Annotated in this window: 18 protein-coding genes; all 18 read left to right on the forward strand. The window is 37.5% G+C overall.

The window, feature by feature from the left end; all coding sequences use genetic code 11:
- Positions 1-410 precede the first annotated feature (410 nt).
- The 18 genes from sucC (at position 411) to V2145_RS03840 (ending at position 18441) form a co-directional block, all read left to right on the forward strand.
- On the forward strand, positions 411-1571 hold the full coding sequence (sucC, locus tag V2145_RS03755) for an ADP-forming succinate--CoA ligase subunit beta (RefSeq protein ID WP_094912600.1): 1161 nt from the start codon (positions 411-413) through the stop codon (positions 1569-1571).
- Between the two features lie 18 nt (positions 1572-1589).
- On the forward strand, positions 1590-2492 hold the full coding sequence (sucD, locus tag V2145_RS03760; RefSeq protein WP_025909000.1) for a succinate--CoA ligase subunit alpha: 903 nt from the start codon (positions 1590-1592) through the stop codon (positions 2490-2492).
- Between the two features lie 60 nt (positions 2493-2552).
- Positions 2553-3443 carry a DNA-processing protein DprA gene (gene dprA, locus V2145_RS03765; RefSeq protein ID WP_094912599.1) on the forward strand — a complete coding sequence of 297 codons (891 nt, stop codon included), beginning with the start codon at positions 2553-2555 and terminating at the stop codon, positions 3441-3443.
- A gap of 149 nt (positions 3444-3592) precedes the next feature.
- Positions 3593-5668 (forward strand): type I DNA topoisomerase, encoded by a 2076-nt coding sequence (gene topA / locus V2145_RS03770; protein ID WP_094912598.1) that lies wholly within the window; start codon positions 3593-3595, stop codon positions 5666-5668.
- A gap of 240 nt (positions 5669-5908) precedes the next feature.
- Entirely contained in the window at positions 5909-7213 is a 1305-nt protein-coding gene (trmFO, locus tag V2145_RS03775; protein WP_094912597.1) for an FADH(2)-oxidizing methylenetetrahydrofolate--tRNA-(uracil(54)-C(5))-methyltransferase TrmFO, read from the forward strand.
- Positions 7214-7277: 64 nt separating this feature from the next.
- Complete coding sequence (gene xerC / locus V2145_RS03780) at positions 7278-8180, forward strand: tyrosine recombinase XerC (protein ID WP_094912596.1); 903 nt, start codon at positions 7278-7280, stop codon at positions 8178-8180.
- A gap of 18 nt (positions 8181-8198) precedes the next feature.
- On the forward strand, positions 8199-8741 hold the full coding sequence (gene hslV, locus V2145_RS03785) for an ATP-dependent protease subunit HslV (protein WP_025908995.1): 543 nt from the start codon (positions 8199-8201) through the stop codon (positions 8739-8741).
- Positions 8742-8756: 15 nt separating this feature from the next.
- Positions 8757-10157 carry an HslU--HslV peptidase ATPase subunit gene (gene hslU / locus V2145_RS03790; RefSeq protein WP_094912595.1) on the forward strand — a complete coding sequence of 467 codons (1401 nt, stop codon included), beginning with the start codon at positions 8757-8759 and terminating at the stop codon, positions 10155-10157.
- A 34-nt stretch (positions 10158-10191) separates the two neighbouring features.
- Complete coding sequence (gene codY / locus V2145_RS03795; RefSeq protein WP_025908993.1) at positions 10192-10971, forward strand: GTP-sensing pleiotropic transcriptional regulator CodY; 780 nt, start codon at positions 10192-10194, stop codon at positions 10969-10971.
- Between the two features lie 490 nt (positions 10972-11461).
- A complete protein-coding gene (gene flgB / locus V2145_RS03800) occupies positions 11462-11854 on the forward strand; it encodes a flagellar basal body rod protein FlgB (RefSeq protein ID WP_094912594.1) in 393 nt (130 codons plus the stop codon).
- A gap of 2 nt (positions 11855-11856) precedes the next feature.
- Positions 11857-12306, forward strand: a complete 450-nt coding sequence (gene flgC / locus V2145_RS03805; protein ID WP_330987327.1) for a flagellar basal body rod protein FlgC — start codon at positions 11857-11859, stop codon at positions 12304-12306.
- An 11-nt stretch (positions 12307-12317) separates the two neighbouring features.
- Entirely contained in the window at positions 12318-12614 is a 297-nt protein-coding gene (gene fliE, locus V2145_RS03810) for a flagellar hook-basal body complex protein FliE (protein WP_094912592.1), read from the forward strand.
- 59 nt (positions 12615-12673) lie between these two features.
- Positions 12674-14263 (forward strand): flagellar basal-body MS-ring/collar protein FliF, encoded by a 1590-nt coding sequence (fliF, locus tag V2145_RS03815; protein ID WP_131888205.1) that lies wholly within the window; start codon positions 12674-12676, stop codon positions 14261-14263.
- A gap of 11 nt (positions 14264-14274) precedes the next feature.
- Positions 14275-15294: a flagellar motor switch protein FliG gene (gene fliG / locus V2145_RS03820; protein WP_094912590.1), complete on the forward strand. Its 1020-nt coding sequence runs from the start codon at positions 14275-14277 to the stop codon at positions 15292-15294.
- The gene (fliH, locus tag V2145_RS03825; RefSeq protein ID WP_330987328.1) at positions 15287-16081 is read left to right on the forward strand and encodes a flagellar assembly protein FliH; all 795 of its coding nucleotides are present in this window, start codon (positions 15287-15289) and stop codon (positions 16079-16081) included. The genes fliG and fliH overlap by 8 nt, the downstream gene beginning before the upstream one ends.
- Complete coding sequence (fliI, locus tag V2145_RS03830; RefSeq protein ID WP_330987329.1) at positions 16056-17375, forward strand: flagellar protein export ATPase FliI; 1320 nt, start codon at positions 16056-16058, stop codon at positions 17373-17375. Before fliH ends, fliI begins: the two co-directional genes overlap by 26 nt.
- On the forward strand, positions 17372-17815 hold the full coding sequence (gene fliJ, locus V2145_RS03835) for a flagellar export protein FliJ (RefSeq protein WP_330987330.1): 444 nt from the start codon (positions 17372-17374) through the stop codon (positions 17813-17815). The genes fliI and fliJ overlap by 4 nt, the downstream gene beginning before the upstream one ends.
- An 8-nt stretch (positions 17816-17823) precedes the next feature.
- The gene (locus V2145_RS03840; RefSeq protein ID WP_330987331.1) at positions 17824-18441 is read left to right on the forward strand and encodes a MotE family protein; all 618 of its coding nucleotides are present in this window, start codon (positions 17824-17826) and stop codon (positions 18439-18441) included.
- Positions 18442-18447 lie beyond the last annotated feature (6 nt).

The following is an 18447-nucleotide window of genomic DNA, read 5'->3' on the forward strand; positions in this document are numbered from 1 at the left end:
GAAAACTAATTGAATCAATTTTTTTCGGGACTACCTGTGCTTAAAATGAACGTTTGCAAAAGTATTTGTTGATTGGTTACAAGCGCTTCTCCATAATGGAGAAGCCTATCGAATGCTACAGCGTCTGAAAGTGTTTTCTGAGGTTAGAAGATAGCAAGATGTATTAAGTGTAGCTTCACACTTATTTACTTTAAAGGAAGGCGGAGTGAAAGCTATATCCTTAGCCAAGATGCCAAAATCTTTTCATGAAGGTTTTGGCATGGTTTATCAGCTAGACAAAAAGATGAAGAAAAAATAATTTTCCAATTATTTTAATATTTTTTAATTGAATAGTAGACAACTAGACAATTATTTTTATACAATGAAAGCGCAGTCTATTTTATTGGTTGATTACGTTAGGAGGATGGGAAATGAATATCCATGAGTATCAAGGGAAAGAACTCCTAAGAAAATATGGAGTAGCAGTACCTAATGGTAAAGTAGCATATAGTGTAGAAGAAGCAGTTGAAGCTGCTAAAGAACTTGGATCTCAAGTTTCAGTGGTTAAAGCGCAAATCCACGCTGGGGGACGTGGAAAAGCGGGTGGTGTAAAAGTAGCGAAAAACTTAGATGAAGTTCGTACATATGCACAAGATATTTTAGGTAAAACGCTCGTTACGCATCAAACAGGTCCAGAGGGGAAAGAAGTAAAGCGTTTACTTATTGAAGAAGGGTGCGATATTAAGAAAGAGTACTATATTGGTTTAGTATTGGATCGCGCAACTTCTCAAGTTGTATTAATGGGTTCTGAAGAAGGTGGTACGGAGATTGAAGAAGTAGCGGAAGCAACTCCTGAAAAAATCTTCAAAGAATACATTGATCCAGCGATTGGTTTACAAGGTTTCCAAGCGCGTCGACTTGCGTTTAATATTAATATTCCAAAAGAATTAGTAGGTAAGGCAGTTAAGTTTATGGCTGGTTTATATACTGTATTTGTTGAAAAAGATTGTTCAATCGCTGAAATCAACCCACTTGTTGTAACAGGCGATGGAAACGTAATGGCTCTTGATGCGAAGCTAAATTTCGATTCAAACGCATTATATCGTCAAAAAGATATTTTAGAATATCGCGATTTAGATGAAGAAGATGCAAAAGAAATCGAAGCATCTAAATATGACCTAAGCTATATTTCATTAGATGGAAACATCGGTTGTATGGTAAACGGTGCTGGCCTTGCTATGGCGACAATGGACATCATTAAGCATTATGGCGGAGACCCGGCTAACTTCCTTGATGTTGGGGGCGGCGCTACAGCTGAGAAAGTAACAGAAGCGTTCAAAATTATTCTATCTGACCAAAATGTAAAAGGAATTTTCGTTAACATCTTTGGTGGAATTATGAAGTGTGATGTAATTGCAACTGGTGTTGTAGAAGCAACAAAACAAGTTGGCTTAAGCTTACCATTAGTTGTGCGTTTAGAAGGAACAAACGTAGAGCTAGGTAAGAAGATTCTTCAAGAATCAGGGCTGAATATTACAGCGGCTGAGTCAATGGCAGACGGCGCACAAAAAATCGTTTCACTAGTGAAATAGAAAGGCTGGGGGATAGGAATGAGCGTATTTATTAATAAAGACACAAAAGTAATTGTACAAGGTATAACAGGCGGAGTAGGTCTTTTCCATACAACGCAGATGTTAGAGTACGGCACACAGATCGTCGGCGGTGTAACACCAGGTAAAGGCGGTATGGAAGTTGAAGGCGTGCCCGTTTTTAATACGGTATTAGAAGCCAAAGAAAAAACAGGTGCTACAGCTTCTGTTGTTTACGTGCCACCTGCGTTCGCGGCTGACTCAATTATTGAAGCAGTTGATGCAGAGTTAGATCTTGTTATCTGTATCACAGAAGGTATTCCGGTATTAGATATGGTAAAAGTAAAGCGCTATATGGAAGGCAAAAAGACTAGACTTGTAGGACCAAACTGCCCAGGTGTTATTACGCCAGAAGAATGTAAAATTGGTATTATGCCAGGATATATTCACAAAAAAGGTCATGTTGGTGTCGTATCACGCTCTGGTACGTTAACATATGAAGCAGTACATCAACTTTCTGAAGCGGGAATTGGTCAATCAACAGCAGTTGGTATCGGTGGAGACCCAGTTAATGGTACAAACTTTATTGATGTTCTAAAAGCCTTCAACGAAGACGAAGAGACGTATGCTGTTATTATGATTGGTGAAATTGGTGGTACGGCAGAAGAAGAAGCTGCAGAGTGGATTAAAGCAAACATGACAAAACCTGTAGTAGGGTTTATCGGTGGTCAAACAGCACCTCCAGGGAAACGTATGGGCCATGCTGGTGCCATTATTTCTGGTGGAAAAGGAACGGCTGCTGAAAAGATCAAAACAATGAATGAATGCGGTATCAAAGTTGCTGAAACGCCGTCTGTAATGGGTGAGACATTAATTAGCGTGTTAAAAGAACAAGGCTTATTAGAAAAATGTAAAACTCATTAAAGCATAAAATAGTCCTCCTCGCTGAGGACTATTTTCTATGCCATAAAAGGAGTCGATGATATGGATGAGTTGCGCAAAAAAATAATTCACTTATCACATTGTCAGCTATTGACTTGGAAGCAAATCTTTTCGTTTCTACAGTATGATTCTTCTCTTCAACATCTGTACAATTATTCTCCGAATGACCTTCAGCAAATTCTTCAGGTTCCATTCAATCGAGCATGTCAAGTGAAAAAATATTTGCAAACTATTCCAATACAAGATATTCTAAATAAATATGAAGAGCAAAGTATTTACTGTATAACAATTATTGATGATGAATATCCCCATTTATTAAAAAATATCTATGATCCACCTTGGGTTTTGTTTTGTAAAGGGGATTTGTCATTATTTCAGTATAAAGATTGTTTAAGCGTGGTTGGAACTAGACAGCCGACTCAATACGGATATGATGCTATACAATCAGTTTTAGCTCCATTGCTTCATGATCAATTTGTAATTGTAAGCGGATTAGCCTTAGGTATTGACACGGCTGCTCATCAGTTGGCTATTGCTAAACAAGCAAAAACTATTGCAGTTTTAGGAAGTGGCTTTTATAATATCTATCCAAAGCATAATCTTCCATTAGCAAATGAAATTGCTCGTCACCACTTGTTAGTATCAGAGTATCCACCACCCACTAAACCAGCCAAGTGGCACTTTCCAAAACGGAATCGAATCATTAGTGGCTTGACAAGTGGTACAGTTGTGGTTCAAGCTAAAGAGCGAAGTGGTTCATTTATTACAGCTGACCAAGCGCTTCAGCAAGGAAGAGAAGTATTTGCTATACCTGGCCCTATTACAGATGATGCTTCAAAAGGAGTAAACAAGTTGATTCAAATGGGGGCAAAGCTTGTACAAAACCCTACAGATATAATAAGTGAATTACATCGATTCCAAAGTCTCAGATAATTTTTATTTGGAAAGATGTATGATTTGTAAGATGAAAGAGTATTACTGAAACATAACGAAATTTAGACAAAAGCATTTGATACAATATGATAAAAAAAGATTAATTAATAATGAAGGTTTTATTTTACCTCTTGAGGAGGAGCAAATAGATGTCTGACTACCTAGTAATTGTAGAATCGCCTGCTAAGGCTAAAACAATTGAGCGATATTTAGGAAAAAAATATAAAGTAAAAGCATCGATGGGACATGTTCGCGATTTACCAAAAAGTCAAATGGGAATTGATACAGAACACAACTACGATCCAAGATATATTACCATTCGAGGTAAAGGACCGGTACTAAAAGATTTGAAAACAGCGGCTAAAAAAGCGAAAAAAATCTATTTAGCAGCCGATCCAGATCGTGAAGGTGAAGCTATTGCATGGCACTTAGCTCATAGCTTAGATGTAGATATTGCATCAGACTGTCGCGTTGTATTTAATGAAATTACAAAAGATGCCATCAAAGAGTCTTTTAAACATCCACGTGCAATCAATATGGATTTAGTTGATGCACAGCAAGCAAGACGTATTTTGGACCGATTAGTGGGATATAACATTAGTCCATTACTATGGAAGAAAGTGAAAAAAGGATTAAGTGCTGGACGTGTTCAATCCATTGCAGTACGCTTAATCATTGATCGTGAAAAAGAAATTACGGACTTTGAGCCAGAAGAGTATTGGACGGTTCAAGCAACTTTCCAAAAAGATAACGATCAGTTTGAGGGATCATTAATTGAGTACAAAGGAAAGAAGGCAAACCTTTCTAATGAAGAAGAAGTAAAAGCCATTCTTCAGACGGTAGAAGGTAACGAGTTTAAGATTTCAAAAGTAACAAAAAAAGAAAGAAAGCGAAATCCTGCTCCTTCCTTTACAACTTCTTCTCTTCAACAAGAAGCAGCACGAAAGCTGAACTTTAGAGCAAAGAAAACAATGATGATTGCACAGCAGTTATACGAAGGTATTGATTTAGGAAAAGAAGGAACCGTTGGTTTAATTACGTACATGCGTACTGATTCAACCCGAATCTCTGAAACAGCGCAAGAAGAAGCAAAAGAATATATTTTAAACGCATATGGCAATGATTATTTGGCACAAGAAAAGAAAAAAGAAAAGAAGCAAACCAACTCACAGGATGCTCACGAAGCAATTCGTCCAACTTCAGCAATGCGTAAGCCTTCGGATGTAAAGGAATTCTTATCAAGAGATCAGTTTCGTTTATACAAGCTTGTGTGGGAACGTTTCTTAGCCAGTCAAATGTCTTCAGCAGTAATGGATACAATGGCTGTTGACTTAAAAAATGGTGAAGTAACGTTTCGGGCAAATGGTTCAAAAGTGAAATTTCCTGGGTTTATGAAGCTATATGTAGAAGGTAGCGATGACCAAGTTGAAGAAAAAGAAAAGCAACTTCCTAACCTAGAAGAAGGGGAAGTTGCTTATTCAAAAGATATTGAGCCAAAACAACATTATACGCAGCCGCCACCGCGTTACACGGAAGCAAGATTAGTTAAAACGCTTGAAGAGTTGGGAATAGGAAGGCCATCAACCTATGCACCAACGCTTGATACGATACAAAAGCGCGGATATGTTGCTCTAGAGAATAAGCGCTTTGTACCAACTGAGCTTGGTGGAATTGTTCTAGAACTTATTTTAGAATTCTTCCCTGAAATTTTAGATGTTGAATTCACAGCTAAAATGGAAACCGACCTTGATAAAGTGGAAGAAGGAAGCGTGCAGTGGGTTAAAGTTATTGACGAATTTTATCGCGATTTTGAAAAGAGGCTTGAAAAAGCAGAAAAAGAAATGCGAGAAGTAGAGATCAAAGACGAACCTGCTGGAGAAGACTGTGAATCTTGTGGATCACCAATGGTATTTAAAATGGGACGCTATGGAAAGTTCATGGCATGTTCAAATTTCCCGGATTGCCGCAATACGAAGCCAATTGTTAAAGAAATTGGTGTGAAGTGTCCAACGTGTGAAGAAGGAAACATCGTAGAACGCAAATCCAAGAAGAAACGTACTTTCTACGGTTGTGATCGTTTTCCTAGCTGTGAATTTATCTCTTGGGATAAGCCAATTGCTAGAAAATGTCCAAAATGTGAGAGTTTACTCGTAGAGAAAAAGCAGAAAAAAGGAACGCAGGTAGTGTGCACAAGCTGTGATTATAAGGAAGAAACGCAGCAATAAGAAGTACAATCAGCTCTGTGGAATAAATTGTAACGATGAATGATGGATTTTTATGAAGGATATAAGTGCGACGACATGAGGTAGTGTGCTAAAATGGAAACGTTCTTAGCGACTCATTTACATGGCGTCGTATTTTTTTGAGAAAAAAAGTAGCAGCGAGTGGAAATAAACGATTAAACAAACAGAAAAAAGGTATGTTATAATACTTCTTTGTTTGATATTTTAGTTGGAGGATTGAACATGACAGAACAAGTAATTAACGTAATCGGTGCCGGTCTTGCTGGAAGCGAGGCTGCTTGGCAAATTGCGAAAAGAGGATTAAAAGTAAGACTTTATGAAATGCGTCCGGTAAAGCAGACACCAGCGCATCATACAGATAAATTTGCAGAATTAGTATGTAGTAATTCACTGCGTGCGAACACTTTAACAAATGCAGTTGGAGTATTAAAAGAAGAGATGCGTAAGCTAGACTCAATTATTATCGAATCAGCAGATGCGTGCGCAGTTCCGGCAGGTGGCGCTTTAGCTGTAGATCGTCATGAGTTCGCAGCGCGCGTTACTGAAAGTGTAAAAAATCACCCGAATGTTGAAGTTGTACACGAAGAAATTACAAAGATTCCAGAAGGGCCAACAATTATTGCAACAGGTCCATTGACATCAAAGGATTTATCAGAACAACTCCGTACTTTAACAGGTGAAGACTATCTTTACTTTTATGATGCGGCAGCTCCAATCATTGAAAAAGACAGCATTGATATGGACAAAGTATACTTAAAGTCACGTTATGATAAAGGGGAAGCAGCGTATTTAAACTGCCCAATGACAAAAGAAGAATTTACGAAGTTTCATCAAGCATTAATTGATGCTGAAGTTGTACCTTTAAAAGAGTTTGAAAAGGAGATCTACTTTGAGGGTTGTATGCCAATTGAAGTAATGGCAGCGCGCGGAGAAAAAACGATGCTGTTTGGTCCACTTAAGCCTGTAGGTTTAGAAGATCCAAAAACAGGTAAACGACCTTATGCAGTTGTACAACTACGTCAAGACGATGCAGCAGGAACTCTTTATAATATTGTCGGCTTCCAAACGCACTTAAAATGGGGAGCTCAAAAAGAAGTATTAAGCTTAATTCCTGGCCTTGAAAATGCTGAAGTTGTTCGCTATGGAGTAATGCACCGCAATACGTTCATTAACTCTCCGAAGCTACTTCGTCCAACTTATCAGTATCGCGAACGCGATGACTTGTTTTTTGCTGGTCAAATGACCGGAGTAGAAGGTTATGTTGAATCTGCTGCTAGCGGTTTAATGGCTGGAATGAATGCAGCCCGTTACGTGTTAGGGGAAGAGCTAGTCGTGTTGCCTCAAGAAACAGCGATTGGAAGTATGGCTCACTACATCACGCATACGAGTGCGAAAAATTTCCAACCGATGAACGCAAATTTTGGCTTGTTTAAAGAGCTAGAAGTCCGTATCAAAAACAAAAAAGAGCGAAATGAAGCGCTGGCTACAAGAGCATTAGAAACTATTCAGAATTTTACAACAAAATAACGAAATTATTTGCAAGGGCTACTGAATTGTGATAATATTTAGTAGCCCTTGTGAGGTGATATGAGTGGAATTTGTTAAAGTTTCTTTAAATTCCTTCCTAGAATATTTACAAATTGAAAAGAACTATTCACAATATACAGTTGATTGCTATGAAAAAGATATTGAGTCGTTCATTTCTTTTTTAGAAGCAGAACAAATACAAAATTTACAAGATGTTACATATGCAGATGCGAGACTGTTTTTAACAAGGTTATATGAAAAGTCATATTCAAAAAAATCAATGTCGAGAAAGATTTCGTGTTTACGAAGCTTTTATCGATACTTGTATCGTGAACAAATAGTGATTGAAAATCCGTTTGCGCTCGTTTCATTGCCGAAAAAAGATCAGTACACGCCGCGCTTTCTTTATGCTGAAGAGCTGATGAAACTGTTTGAACTAAATGATCATAGTACGCCTCTTGGGCAACGTAATCAAGCAATCCTTGAATTAATGTATGCTACGGGAATTCGTGTGAGCGAATGTGCAACCATTCAGCTAAGTGATATTGACTTTTCACTTCAAACGCTTCTTGTGCATGGAAAAGGAAAAAAACAGCGTTACGTTCCATTTGGTAAATATGCAAAGAATTCTCTTCATACATATATACAGAATGGGCGAGTGCAGTTAAAAAGCAAAAGCGCTACCAAAACGAATGCGCTCTTTTTAAATAATCGCGGAACACCATTGACGGATCGAGGTATTCGGTTAGTTATTGAAAACCTTATGAATAAAACAGCAGAGAACATACATATTAGTCCTCACGTTTTACGTCATACCTTTGCTACGCACTTATTAAACGAAGGAGCTGACTTACGTACGGTTCAAGAGCTACTTGGTCATGAAAATTTATCCACAACTCAAATATATACGCATGTAACGAAGGATCGGTTAAAAACAGTATATATGAATCATCATCCTCGTGCATAGAAGGAGGAGTTAGTTATTATGTCTACATTTCATGCTACAACGATTTTTGCCGTTCAACATAATGGTCAATGCGCTATGTCAGGTGATGGGCAAGTGACGTTTGGAAATGCTGTTGTAATGAAGCATACAGCTAAAAAAGTGCGTCGCTTATTTCAAGGACAGGTTTTAGCCGGGTTTGCAGGTTCAGTTGCTGATGCGTTCACACTGTTCGAAATGTTTGAGAGCAAGCTAGAAGAATATAATGGCAATTTACAGCGTGCATCAGTTGAATTAGCAAAGCAATGGCGAAGTGATAAAGTTTTACGCAAACTAGAAGCTATGCTGATTGTGATGAACAGAGATAGCCTATTATTGGTTTCGGGAACAGGTGAGGTCATTGAGCCTGATGATGGAATTTTAGCTATCGGTTCTGGTGGGAATTATGCATTATCGGCTGGCCGTGCATTAAAACAGCATGCCGGAGAACATTTAACTGCAAAAGAAATTGCAAAAGCTGCTTTGGATGTTGCAAGTGAGATTTGTGTGTATACGAATAATCAAATTATTGTAGAAGAACTGTAGGAAAGGGGATTTTCTATGAATTCTCATTTAACGCCTCGACAAATAGTTGAAAAGCTTGATCAATATATTGTTGGCCAAACAAGTGCAAAAAAAGCGGTTGCCGTTGCGCTAAGAAATCGCTATCGACGCAGCTTACTAAATGAAGCTTTGAAAGATGAAGTTGTTCCCAAAAACATTTTAATGATTGGGCCCACTGGTGTTGGTAAAACAGAGATTGCACGCAGACTTGCGAAGCTTGTTGGTGCACCCTTTATTAAAGTAGAAGCAACAAAGTTTACAGAAGTAGGTTACGTTGGTCGTGATGTAGAATCAATGGTCCGTGATTTAGTGGAGACATCAGTTCGATTAGTGAAAGAAGAAAAAATGGTTTCTGTATCGGATAGTGCGCAAAGAAATGCCAATAAGCGTCTTGTTGAACTTTTAGTTCCAAGCAAGAAAAAGCAACAGGCATTTAAAAATCCATTTGAAATGATTTTCTCCAATAATTCACAGCAAGCCGATACTCAAGCAGAACAAGAAGAAGAAGTAAATGTTGAAACAAAGCGTAAGCAAGTCGCTCATCAGTTAGCCCTTGGAGAGCTTGAGGATCATTATGTAACAATTGAGGTAGAAGAACAGCAACCTTCAATGTTTGATATGCTTCAAGGTTCGGGTATGGAACAGATGGGGATGAATATGCAAGATGCTTTAAGTAACTTTATGCCAAAGAAACAGAAAAAGCGTAAACTTACGGTGAAAGAAGCTCGTAAAGTCTTAACAAACGAAGAAGCACAAAAATTAATTGATATGGATGAAGTGACACAAGAAGCCATTCATCGTGCAGAACAGTATGGAATTATCTTTATTGATGAAATTGACAAAATTGCTCAAAAAAGCGGCAATTCTTCTTCGGCGGATGTATCACGTGAAGGTGTGCAACGCGATATCCTTCCAATTGTAGAAGGTTCTACAATTGTAACAAAGTATGGAGCAATTAAGACAGATCATGTGTTATTTATTGCTGCGGGTGCGTTTCATGTTTCCAAGCCTTCGGATTTAATTCCGGAATTACAAGGGCGTTTTCCAATTCGTGTTGAGTTGACAAAATTAACGGTAGAAGATTTTATGAGTATTTTAGTTGAACCAGATAATGCACTATTAAAACAATATGTAGCATTATTGGAAACTGAAGGTATACAAATTGAATTTTCTGACGATGCTATACGTAAGATTGCAGAAATTGCCTTTCATGTTAACCAAGATACGGATAATATTGGGGCAAGAAGACTTCATACTATTCTTGAAAGGTTACTCGAAGACCTATCATTTGAAGCGCCAGAAGTCACGTTAGAAAAGATCGTTATTACTCCTCAATACGTGGAAAGTAAGTTAGAAAAGATTGCGAAAAATAAAGATTTAAGTCAATTTATTTTATAGGTATAGAATAGAGATTTCAGGAGGAACAAGAATAATGGATTTATTAGGAAAAACTAGAAAGATTAATGCGATGTTACAAAAGGCTGCTGGGAAACCAGTAAACTTTAAAGAAATGGCTGAAACTTTATGCGAAGTTATTGAGTCAAACGTGTTTGTCGTTAGTCGTCGCGGTAAGTTGTTAGGAATTGCAGTTAAACAACAGATTGAAAATGACCGTATGAAGGGTATGTTAGAAGCACGTCAATTCCCAGAAGAGTATACGCAAAACTTATTCAACATTTCTGAAACATCTTCAAACTTAGATATTAATAGCGAATACACAGCGTTCCCTGTTGAAAACAAAGAGCTTTTTGAAGCTGGTTTAACAACAATCGTTCCAATCATTGGTGGAGGGGAAAGATTAGGTACGTTAGTATTAGCTCGTTTAGATCGTAACTTTGCAGATGATGATTTAATCCTAGCTGAATATGGGGCAACTGTAGTTGGTATGGAGATTCTTCGTGAGAAAGCTGAAGAGATTGAAGAGGAAGCTCGTAGTAAAGCAGTTGTTCAAATGGCTATTAGTTCACTATCATACAGTGAGTTAGAAGCAATTGAGCATATCTTTGAAGAGTTAAACGGCAATGAAGGTTTATTAGTAGCAAGTAAAATTGCTGACCGTGTAGGAATTACACGTTCTGTAATTGTAAATGCACTTCGTAAGCTTGAAAGTGCTGGTGTAATTGAGTCACGTTCTCTAGGAATGAAAGGAACGTATATTAAAGTATTAAACAGCAAGTTTCTTGTTGAATTAGCAAAATTAAAATCAAACTAATCGTTAGAGTAAAGAGACCTTTGACTAGCAGTCAAAGGTCTCTTTTTTTGTTAAGGTTTCTCTCCTAAAAAAGTACCTTTTTTATATAAAATGCGAGTTAATAGAACTATTATCATTTTTATTTAATTTTTAATCGAAACACCAAAAGATCATAAAGAACTAGTTAATTTGAATAAATATAATCCATTAAGACTATACTTAAAATCGATTAATCTTTCAATTTTTAGTATTTAAGACTCTTATAAATTACTTTTAATGTAATTTATAAGAGTCTTATTGATTATATTTAGTGTATTTTGTCGAAAAAAGAGCACGAATCTATTTTATAGGTGTTAAAATAGATTTGTTAATTCAATGATAAATTTTAGTAATGTAGTACAAAAGTTCCTTGTTAGGTATAGACAAGAACCATACTTTTTTTTACAATAGGCTTTATGGTATAAAAGTCGAAATTTGTCAAAAAACCAAACATGGTAAGTAGGTGTCCTATATGAGTTTATTTTCAGGAACAATTCAGTCATTAGAGCATGGTCTGAACTATTCAATGCTTAAGCAGCAAACAATTTCTCAAAACATTGCAAATGTAGATACGCCAAACTATAAGGCTAAAGATGTATCTCGAAAGAATCAATTTCAGGCAGAGCTTCAACATTCATTGAAAGCTTATCGCACAAATGAGAAGCATATTGAATTCTCAAAATCATCGGAACAAGCAGCTGTTATTTCAACAACAAATTACGCATACCAAGAAAATGGTAACGGAATTGATTTAGATAAAGAAATGACCGCAATGGCAGAAAATCAAATTTATTATGAAGCATTAATTGATCGTCTTAACGGTAAATTTAATTCTCTACAAACTGTCATTAGAGGAGGGAAATAGAGATGTCAATATTTCAAAACCTCAGCATATCTGGCTCAGCTTTAACTGCTAATCGACTGCGAATGGATGTTATTTCTTCTAATATGGCAAATGCCGAAACAACGAGAAGTGAACTTGTAAATGGAGAATGGCAGCCATATCGCAGAAAAATGGTTGCACTTCAATCGAGCGGTGGTTCAAGCTTTTCTTCGTTACTACAAAGTGAAATGAGTAAAAGCTCAGCGGGCGGTGTGAGAGTTAAGGCAGTAACAGAAGATCAATCCCCTTTTAAGCTTGTCTATAACCCAACGCATCCTGATGCAAACGAAGAAGGATATGTTCAACTTCCAAATGTGGATCCATTAAAAGAGATAACGGATTTAATTGGTGCAACAAGATCATATGAAGCGAACGTTACAGTGTTAAACGCAAATAAAAATTTATTATTGAAAGCATTGGAAATAGGAAAGTAAGGTGAAAAAGTATGATTCAAGCAATTCAGCATCAAATGCCGATACTAACTGAGAAAGTATCAAACACAGGGACAGTTAAAGAAGCTCATAGTGAATTTTCAAATCTTTTAAAAGAATCGTTAAACAAAGTAAATAATGCACAAAAGGCATCAGATTTGGCCACGGAAAAGTTAGCTCGTGGAGAGAAAATTGATTTGCATAATGTCATGATTGTATCACAAAAAGCCAGTATCGCGATGCAGACGACAATTGAAATACGTAATAAAGCTGTTGAAGCATATCAAGAAATGATGCGTATGCAGATGTAATAAATGGTTGCGGTTATTTCATCCCTAGATAGAAAACAAGTAATAGCCGGAGGATTGTAATGAATGAAAAACTAGCACTCTATAAAAATCAGATAGGTGCGTTCTGGTCAAAGCGCACTAAGATTCAAAAAGGCTTAATAATTGGTGGCCCCCTGGCGCTACTAATTGCCCTTATTGCTATTTCTTTAGTAGCAACGAATGAGAAGTTTGTCCCCTTATACAGCAACTTGTCCGTACAGGAAACAGGTCAAATTAAAGCAGAACTGGATACAAGAAAGATCCCTTCTGAAATCTCAGAAAACGGAACGGTTATTTCAGTACCGGAACAACATGTTGATTCATTAAAGGTGGATCTTGCTGCACAAGGTATACCAGACAGCGGGAGCATCGATTATTCCTTCTTTGGACAAAATGCTGGATTTGGTATGACGGATAATGAATTTAACGTTGTGAAGCTGGAAGCTATGCAAACAGAAATAGCTAACCTGATGAAGAATATCCAAGGTGTCAATAATGCAAACGTGATGATTAGTTTGCCGGAAGAAAGTGTTTGGGTGAAAGATGAGCAGGGAGAAGCTTCAGCATCAATTGTTTTAAATACACAGCCAGGCTACAAATTCGATGAGGGACAAATAAAATCTCTCTATCATTTGGTTTCAAAAAGTGTTCCAAATTTACCTACGGATAATATCGTAATTATGAATCAAAACTTTGAATATTTCGACTTAAACAGCAGCGAAGAAATGTCTAATTCATCTAGTTTTGCTACTCAGCACGGTATTAAAAAAGAAATTGAACGTGATGTTCAGCGTCAAGTTCAACAAATGTTAGGTAGATTGGTTGGACAAGACAAAGTCATGGTTTCTGTAACCGCTGATATTGACTTTACGCAGGAGAACCGAGAAGAGAATCTAATTGAACCTGTAGATAAAGAAAATATGGAAGGCCTTGCAGTAAGCGTAGAGAGAATCAATGAGACGTTTACCGGAAAGAATCCTGAAGACGGTGGGATTGCAGGAACTGGTGAAGAAGATACAACAAATTATGTTGAAAGTGGAAGCAATGATAGCGGGGATTATGAAAAAGCAGAAGAACGAATTAATAACGAAGTAAATAGAATTCGTAAAGAAATCGTAGAGAGTCCTTATAAAGTTCGTGATTTAGGAATTCAAGTAATGATTGATCCTTCTAATGCAAACGGTGAAGGTGAACTAGCTGGGAGTTTAGAGGATGACATTCAGCAAGTGTTAAGCACAATTGTTCGTACGTCAATTTCAAAGGATGAACAAGGTGCTGAGTTAACTGACAATCAGATTGCCGACAAAATTGTAGTTTCCGTACAGCCGTTTAAAGAACAGCAAGTAGCCTCTAATCAGCAACAAAGCGGGATTCCAACATGGCTATACTTTGTGGGTGGTGGCTTACTGCTCGTTATCCTTGCACTTCTTTTCTTATTGTTAAAGCGTAGAAGGGAATTGAAAGACGAGTTCTATGAATATGAAGGTGAGTATGAAGAACCAATTGAAACTATTCAAAAGCCTCCTGTCCTAAGTGAAGAACAGCAGTCAAGAAAACGTCTAGAAGAGCTTGCAGGTGAGCAACCAGATGAATTCGCAAAGCTATTGCGCACTTGGATTAGTGAGGAGTAGGAGGGAGTATAGTGGCGAAAGTAGTAAGTAAAAGTGAATTAACAGGCAAGCAAAAAGCAGCTATTTTATTAATTTCCCTTGGTCCTGATGCATCCGCTTCCGTCTATAAGCATTTAAGCGAAGATGAAATTGAACAGTTAACGTTTGAGATTTCTTCGATGCGAAAAGTAGAGCCTGCAATTAAAGAAGCCGTTTTAAAAGAATTTGAGCAAATGACAATCGCTCAGAATTATATAGAAAAAGGTGGCATTACTTATGCCAAGGAAGTATTGGAAAAAGCTTTAGGTCCTGAACAAGCCATAATGATTATTAATCGTTTAACTTCATCTTTGCAAGTTCGACCATTCGATTTTGCTCGTAAAGCAGAACCAATGCAACTTTTAAACTTTATTCAGCATGAGCATCCGCAAACAATTGCTTTGATTCTATCCTATTTAGAACCAGCTCAGGCGGGGCAGATTCTGTCATCTTTACCTCAAGAGCGTCAAGGTGATATTGCAAGAAGAATTGCTACAATGGATAGCACATCTCCAGAAGTCATCAGTGAGGTAGAACAAATTTTAGAAAGAAAGCTTTCGACAACGGTGACCCAAGATTATACTCATACTGGTGGAATTGAGACGGTTGTTGAAGTGTTAAATGGTGTGGATCGTGCAACAGAGAAAATTATTATTGATACTCTAGAAATTCAAGATCCAGAGCTTGCTGAAGAGATCAAGCAGCGTATGTTTGTCTTTGAAGATATTGTGACGTTGGATAACCGATCGATTCAGCGTGTCGTTCGTGAAGTTGAAAATGAAGACTTGCTGTTGAGCTTAAAGGTAGCAAGTGAAGAAGTAAAAGATATTATATTCCGCAATATGTCTAAGCGAATGGTAGATACGTTTACAGAAGAAATGGAGTATATGGGACCAGTCCGTTTAAAAGATGTAGAAGAAGCTCAATCTCGCATTGTGGGGGCCATTCGTAGATTAGAAGACATGGGAGAAGTAGTTATTGCAAGAGGTGGAGGAGACGATATTATTGTCTAGTATCATTAAATCTATCTATGCAAACCATGTAAATGATTCAACCAAAAAAATTGAAATCAAGCCACTATTTAGTGAAAAAAATTTGAACAATTCAAATGGCCGAGCAGTAAATAATGAAAATCCTGACAAAATTATTACTGAAGCAAAAGAAGCATCTGCGCGTCTTTATGAAGAAGCTGAGGCAAGACTACTAGAAGTCAAGCAGCAAATTAAAGCAGAACGCCAGCAGTGGGAAAATGAAAAAGTACAGCTGTATGAAGCGGAGAAGAAAAAAGGTTTTAATGCCGGATATAGTGAGGGGCAACATGCGGGATATCAGGACTATATAGCACTTTTAGAAGAAGCGCAAGCTGCTGTTAACGTGGCTAAAAGAGATTATACTGATTACCTTTCTCAAGCTGAAGAGGTTATATTAGAGCTTGGTTTTACACTTGCTGAGAAAGTCATTGGGCAAAAACTTCAACGTGATAATGAGCAGGGCTTTTTATCACTGGTTAAGCAAGCAATAAAGGAAGTTAGAGAAAGCAAAGAGCTTCGAATCTTTGTGGCACCTTGCCATTATGAAATGATGTGTGAAAATAAACAGCAATTGTTCGATATATTGAATGGAGAAGCTAGTTTATTCATATACGCAGATGAAAATTTAACAGGTGAAAATTGCATTATTGAGTCGGTATATGGAAAGCTCGATGCATCTGTTGATAGTCAATTAATGGAACTAAAGAAGAAATTGAAATTACGTTTAATGGAGGAAAAGCAAAGTGAAAGTGAAACAGCTTATTCCTGAAATAGCTCATCTCTCTTCGTTTAAACGATATGGGAAAGTTAACAGAGTCATTGGCATGATGATTGAATCAAGAGGGCCACAAGCTTCAATTGGTGATGTTTGCTACATCCATTTAAAAGATACTTGTGAACGAATTCAAGCAGAAGTGGTTGGATTTAAAGATGAGCATGTCATTTTAATGCCCTATACATCTGTTCGATATATTGGACCTGGCTGCATAGTGGAAACGACTGAAAAGCCTCTTCAAGTAAAAGTAGGAGCTGAATTGATTGGGCGAGCGCTAGATTCCCTAGGTAATCCACTTGATGGAACTAGCTTACCTAGTTATCTTCCTTCAGTACTAACCGAACAGGACCCTCCTAATCCATTGCATCGCCCACCGATTTCTGAACCAATTGAAGTAGGAGTTCGGGCGATTGACAGTTTGCTTACAGTCGGTAAGGGTCAGCGGATTGGAATCTTTGCAGGAAGTGGAGTTGGGAAAAGTACGCTCATGGGAATGATTGCGAGAAATACGAATGCAGATGTCAACGTTATTGCATTAGTAGGAGAACGAGGTCGGGAGGTCCGTGAGTTTATTGAAAGAGACTTAGGTTCGGAAGGATTGAGAAACTCAATCGTCGTTGTCGCGACGTCTGATCAACCTCCGTTGTTACGAATGAAGGCTGCGTATACAGCTACATCGATTGCAGAATATTTCCGAAGCCAAGGGCTTAACGTCATGATGATGATGGATTCCGTTACACGCGTTGCTATGGCGCAGAGAGAAATTGGCTTAGCTGTAGGAGAGCCTCCTACAACCAAAGGATATACGCCGTCGGTTTTTGCTTCACTACCGCGTCTGCTAGAAAGAGCAGGTACTACTGAACAAGGCTCTATTACAGCATTTTATACGGTATTAGTTGACGGTGATGATATGAATGAACCAATTGCCGATACGGTTCGAGGAATCGTTGACGGGCATATCGTACTGGACCGGAATTTAGCTAATAAAGGTCAATATCCAGCCATTAATGTGCTCAAAAGTATTAGTCGCGTAATGAATCATATTGTAGAAGAAAATCATAAAATAAGTGCTGAAAAGCTACGGTTACTACTTTCTACATATATTGAAGCGGAAGATCTTATTAATATTGGTGCCTACAAAAGAGGCTCCTCTGCTGAAATCGATGAAGCTATTTCATATTATCCAGAACTTATTTCATTTTTAAAGCAAGAAACGAATGAACATCCGACGCTTACAGATAGCGTAGAGATACTAAAACAGCTCTTTCAGAAAGGTGAACGAATGTGACGTATCAATTTAAGTTGGCAAAAGTCATGACAATCAAGCAAGATGAAAAAAATCGTTTATTAGCTCAATATAACGAATCAGTTCAATATTTCGAACAAGTCGGGCAGAAGCTTTACGATAAGCTCAAGCAGAAAGAAGAACTGCTTGAAGTTCAGGCAAAAAAGTTTAAAAGTGGTTTGATAATTAGTGAGATTAAATTTTTTCAACAAGCGCTTGAAAGTGTTGAAGTGACAATTGCTAATCTTCAGCGAGACGTCATGTTGGCACGACAGCAGATGAGTATGAGGGAACTGAAACTTCAAGAAAAAAATATTGAGTGCAAAAAGTATGAAAAGCTTAAAGACAAGAGCTATACAAGCTACCTAAAAACTCAGGGTGATGCAGAAAGTAAACAAATGGATGAGATTTCTCTGCAACAGTTTATGCTACACAGAAATTAGGTGAGGAAATGGCTAAAAAAAAGCAAGATGATTATGAAGAGGTAGAAGAAAAAAAGCATAGTAAGTGGCAAGTTTTCTTATTTATTATTTTTATACCACTGCTGTTCATTATTACAGCTATTTATATTGGTTTAACAATTAGTGGAGTCGATGTTCAAGAGAAAATCTCGTCGGCAACGTCATCTCTTCCTATAATAGGAGACGATAATGAAAGTTTAAAATCTACTAATCAGCAACAGGCAAATAAAGAATTAGAAAATCAAATAAAGAGCCTAAACGAAAAGCTTCAAAAGAAAGAAGACAATATTCAAAGCTTAGAAGAAGAAATAATGGCTAAAGAGCGTGAGATTGATGAGTTGAAAATTAAGATTAGGGATTCAGAAGATGAGAAAGGTGCTTCTAGTCAAGAAGGTGATGGAGATGATGAACAGAAAGATATTGTCTCGACTTATGAAAAGATGAAGCCAGCGAAAGCAGCTCTCATTTTTACCGAATTAAAAGAAAATGAAGCTATCTTGCTGCTAAAAGCATTAAAAACGGATGCACGCACGAAAGTCTTAGAAAAGATGGACCCTACCGTTGCAGCTCGCTATACAAGTTTACTAGCTGAGCCGTTGAGTGAGTAATGGAGG

Source organism: Priestia sp. GS2 (assembly GCF_036409025.1).
GTDB classification, from domain to species: Bacteria; Bacillota; Bacilli; order Bacillales; family Bacillaceae_H; genus Priestia; species Priestia aryabhattai_A.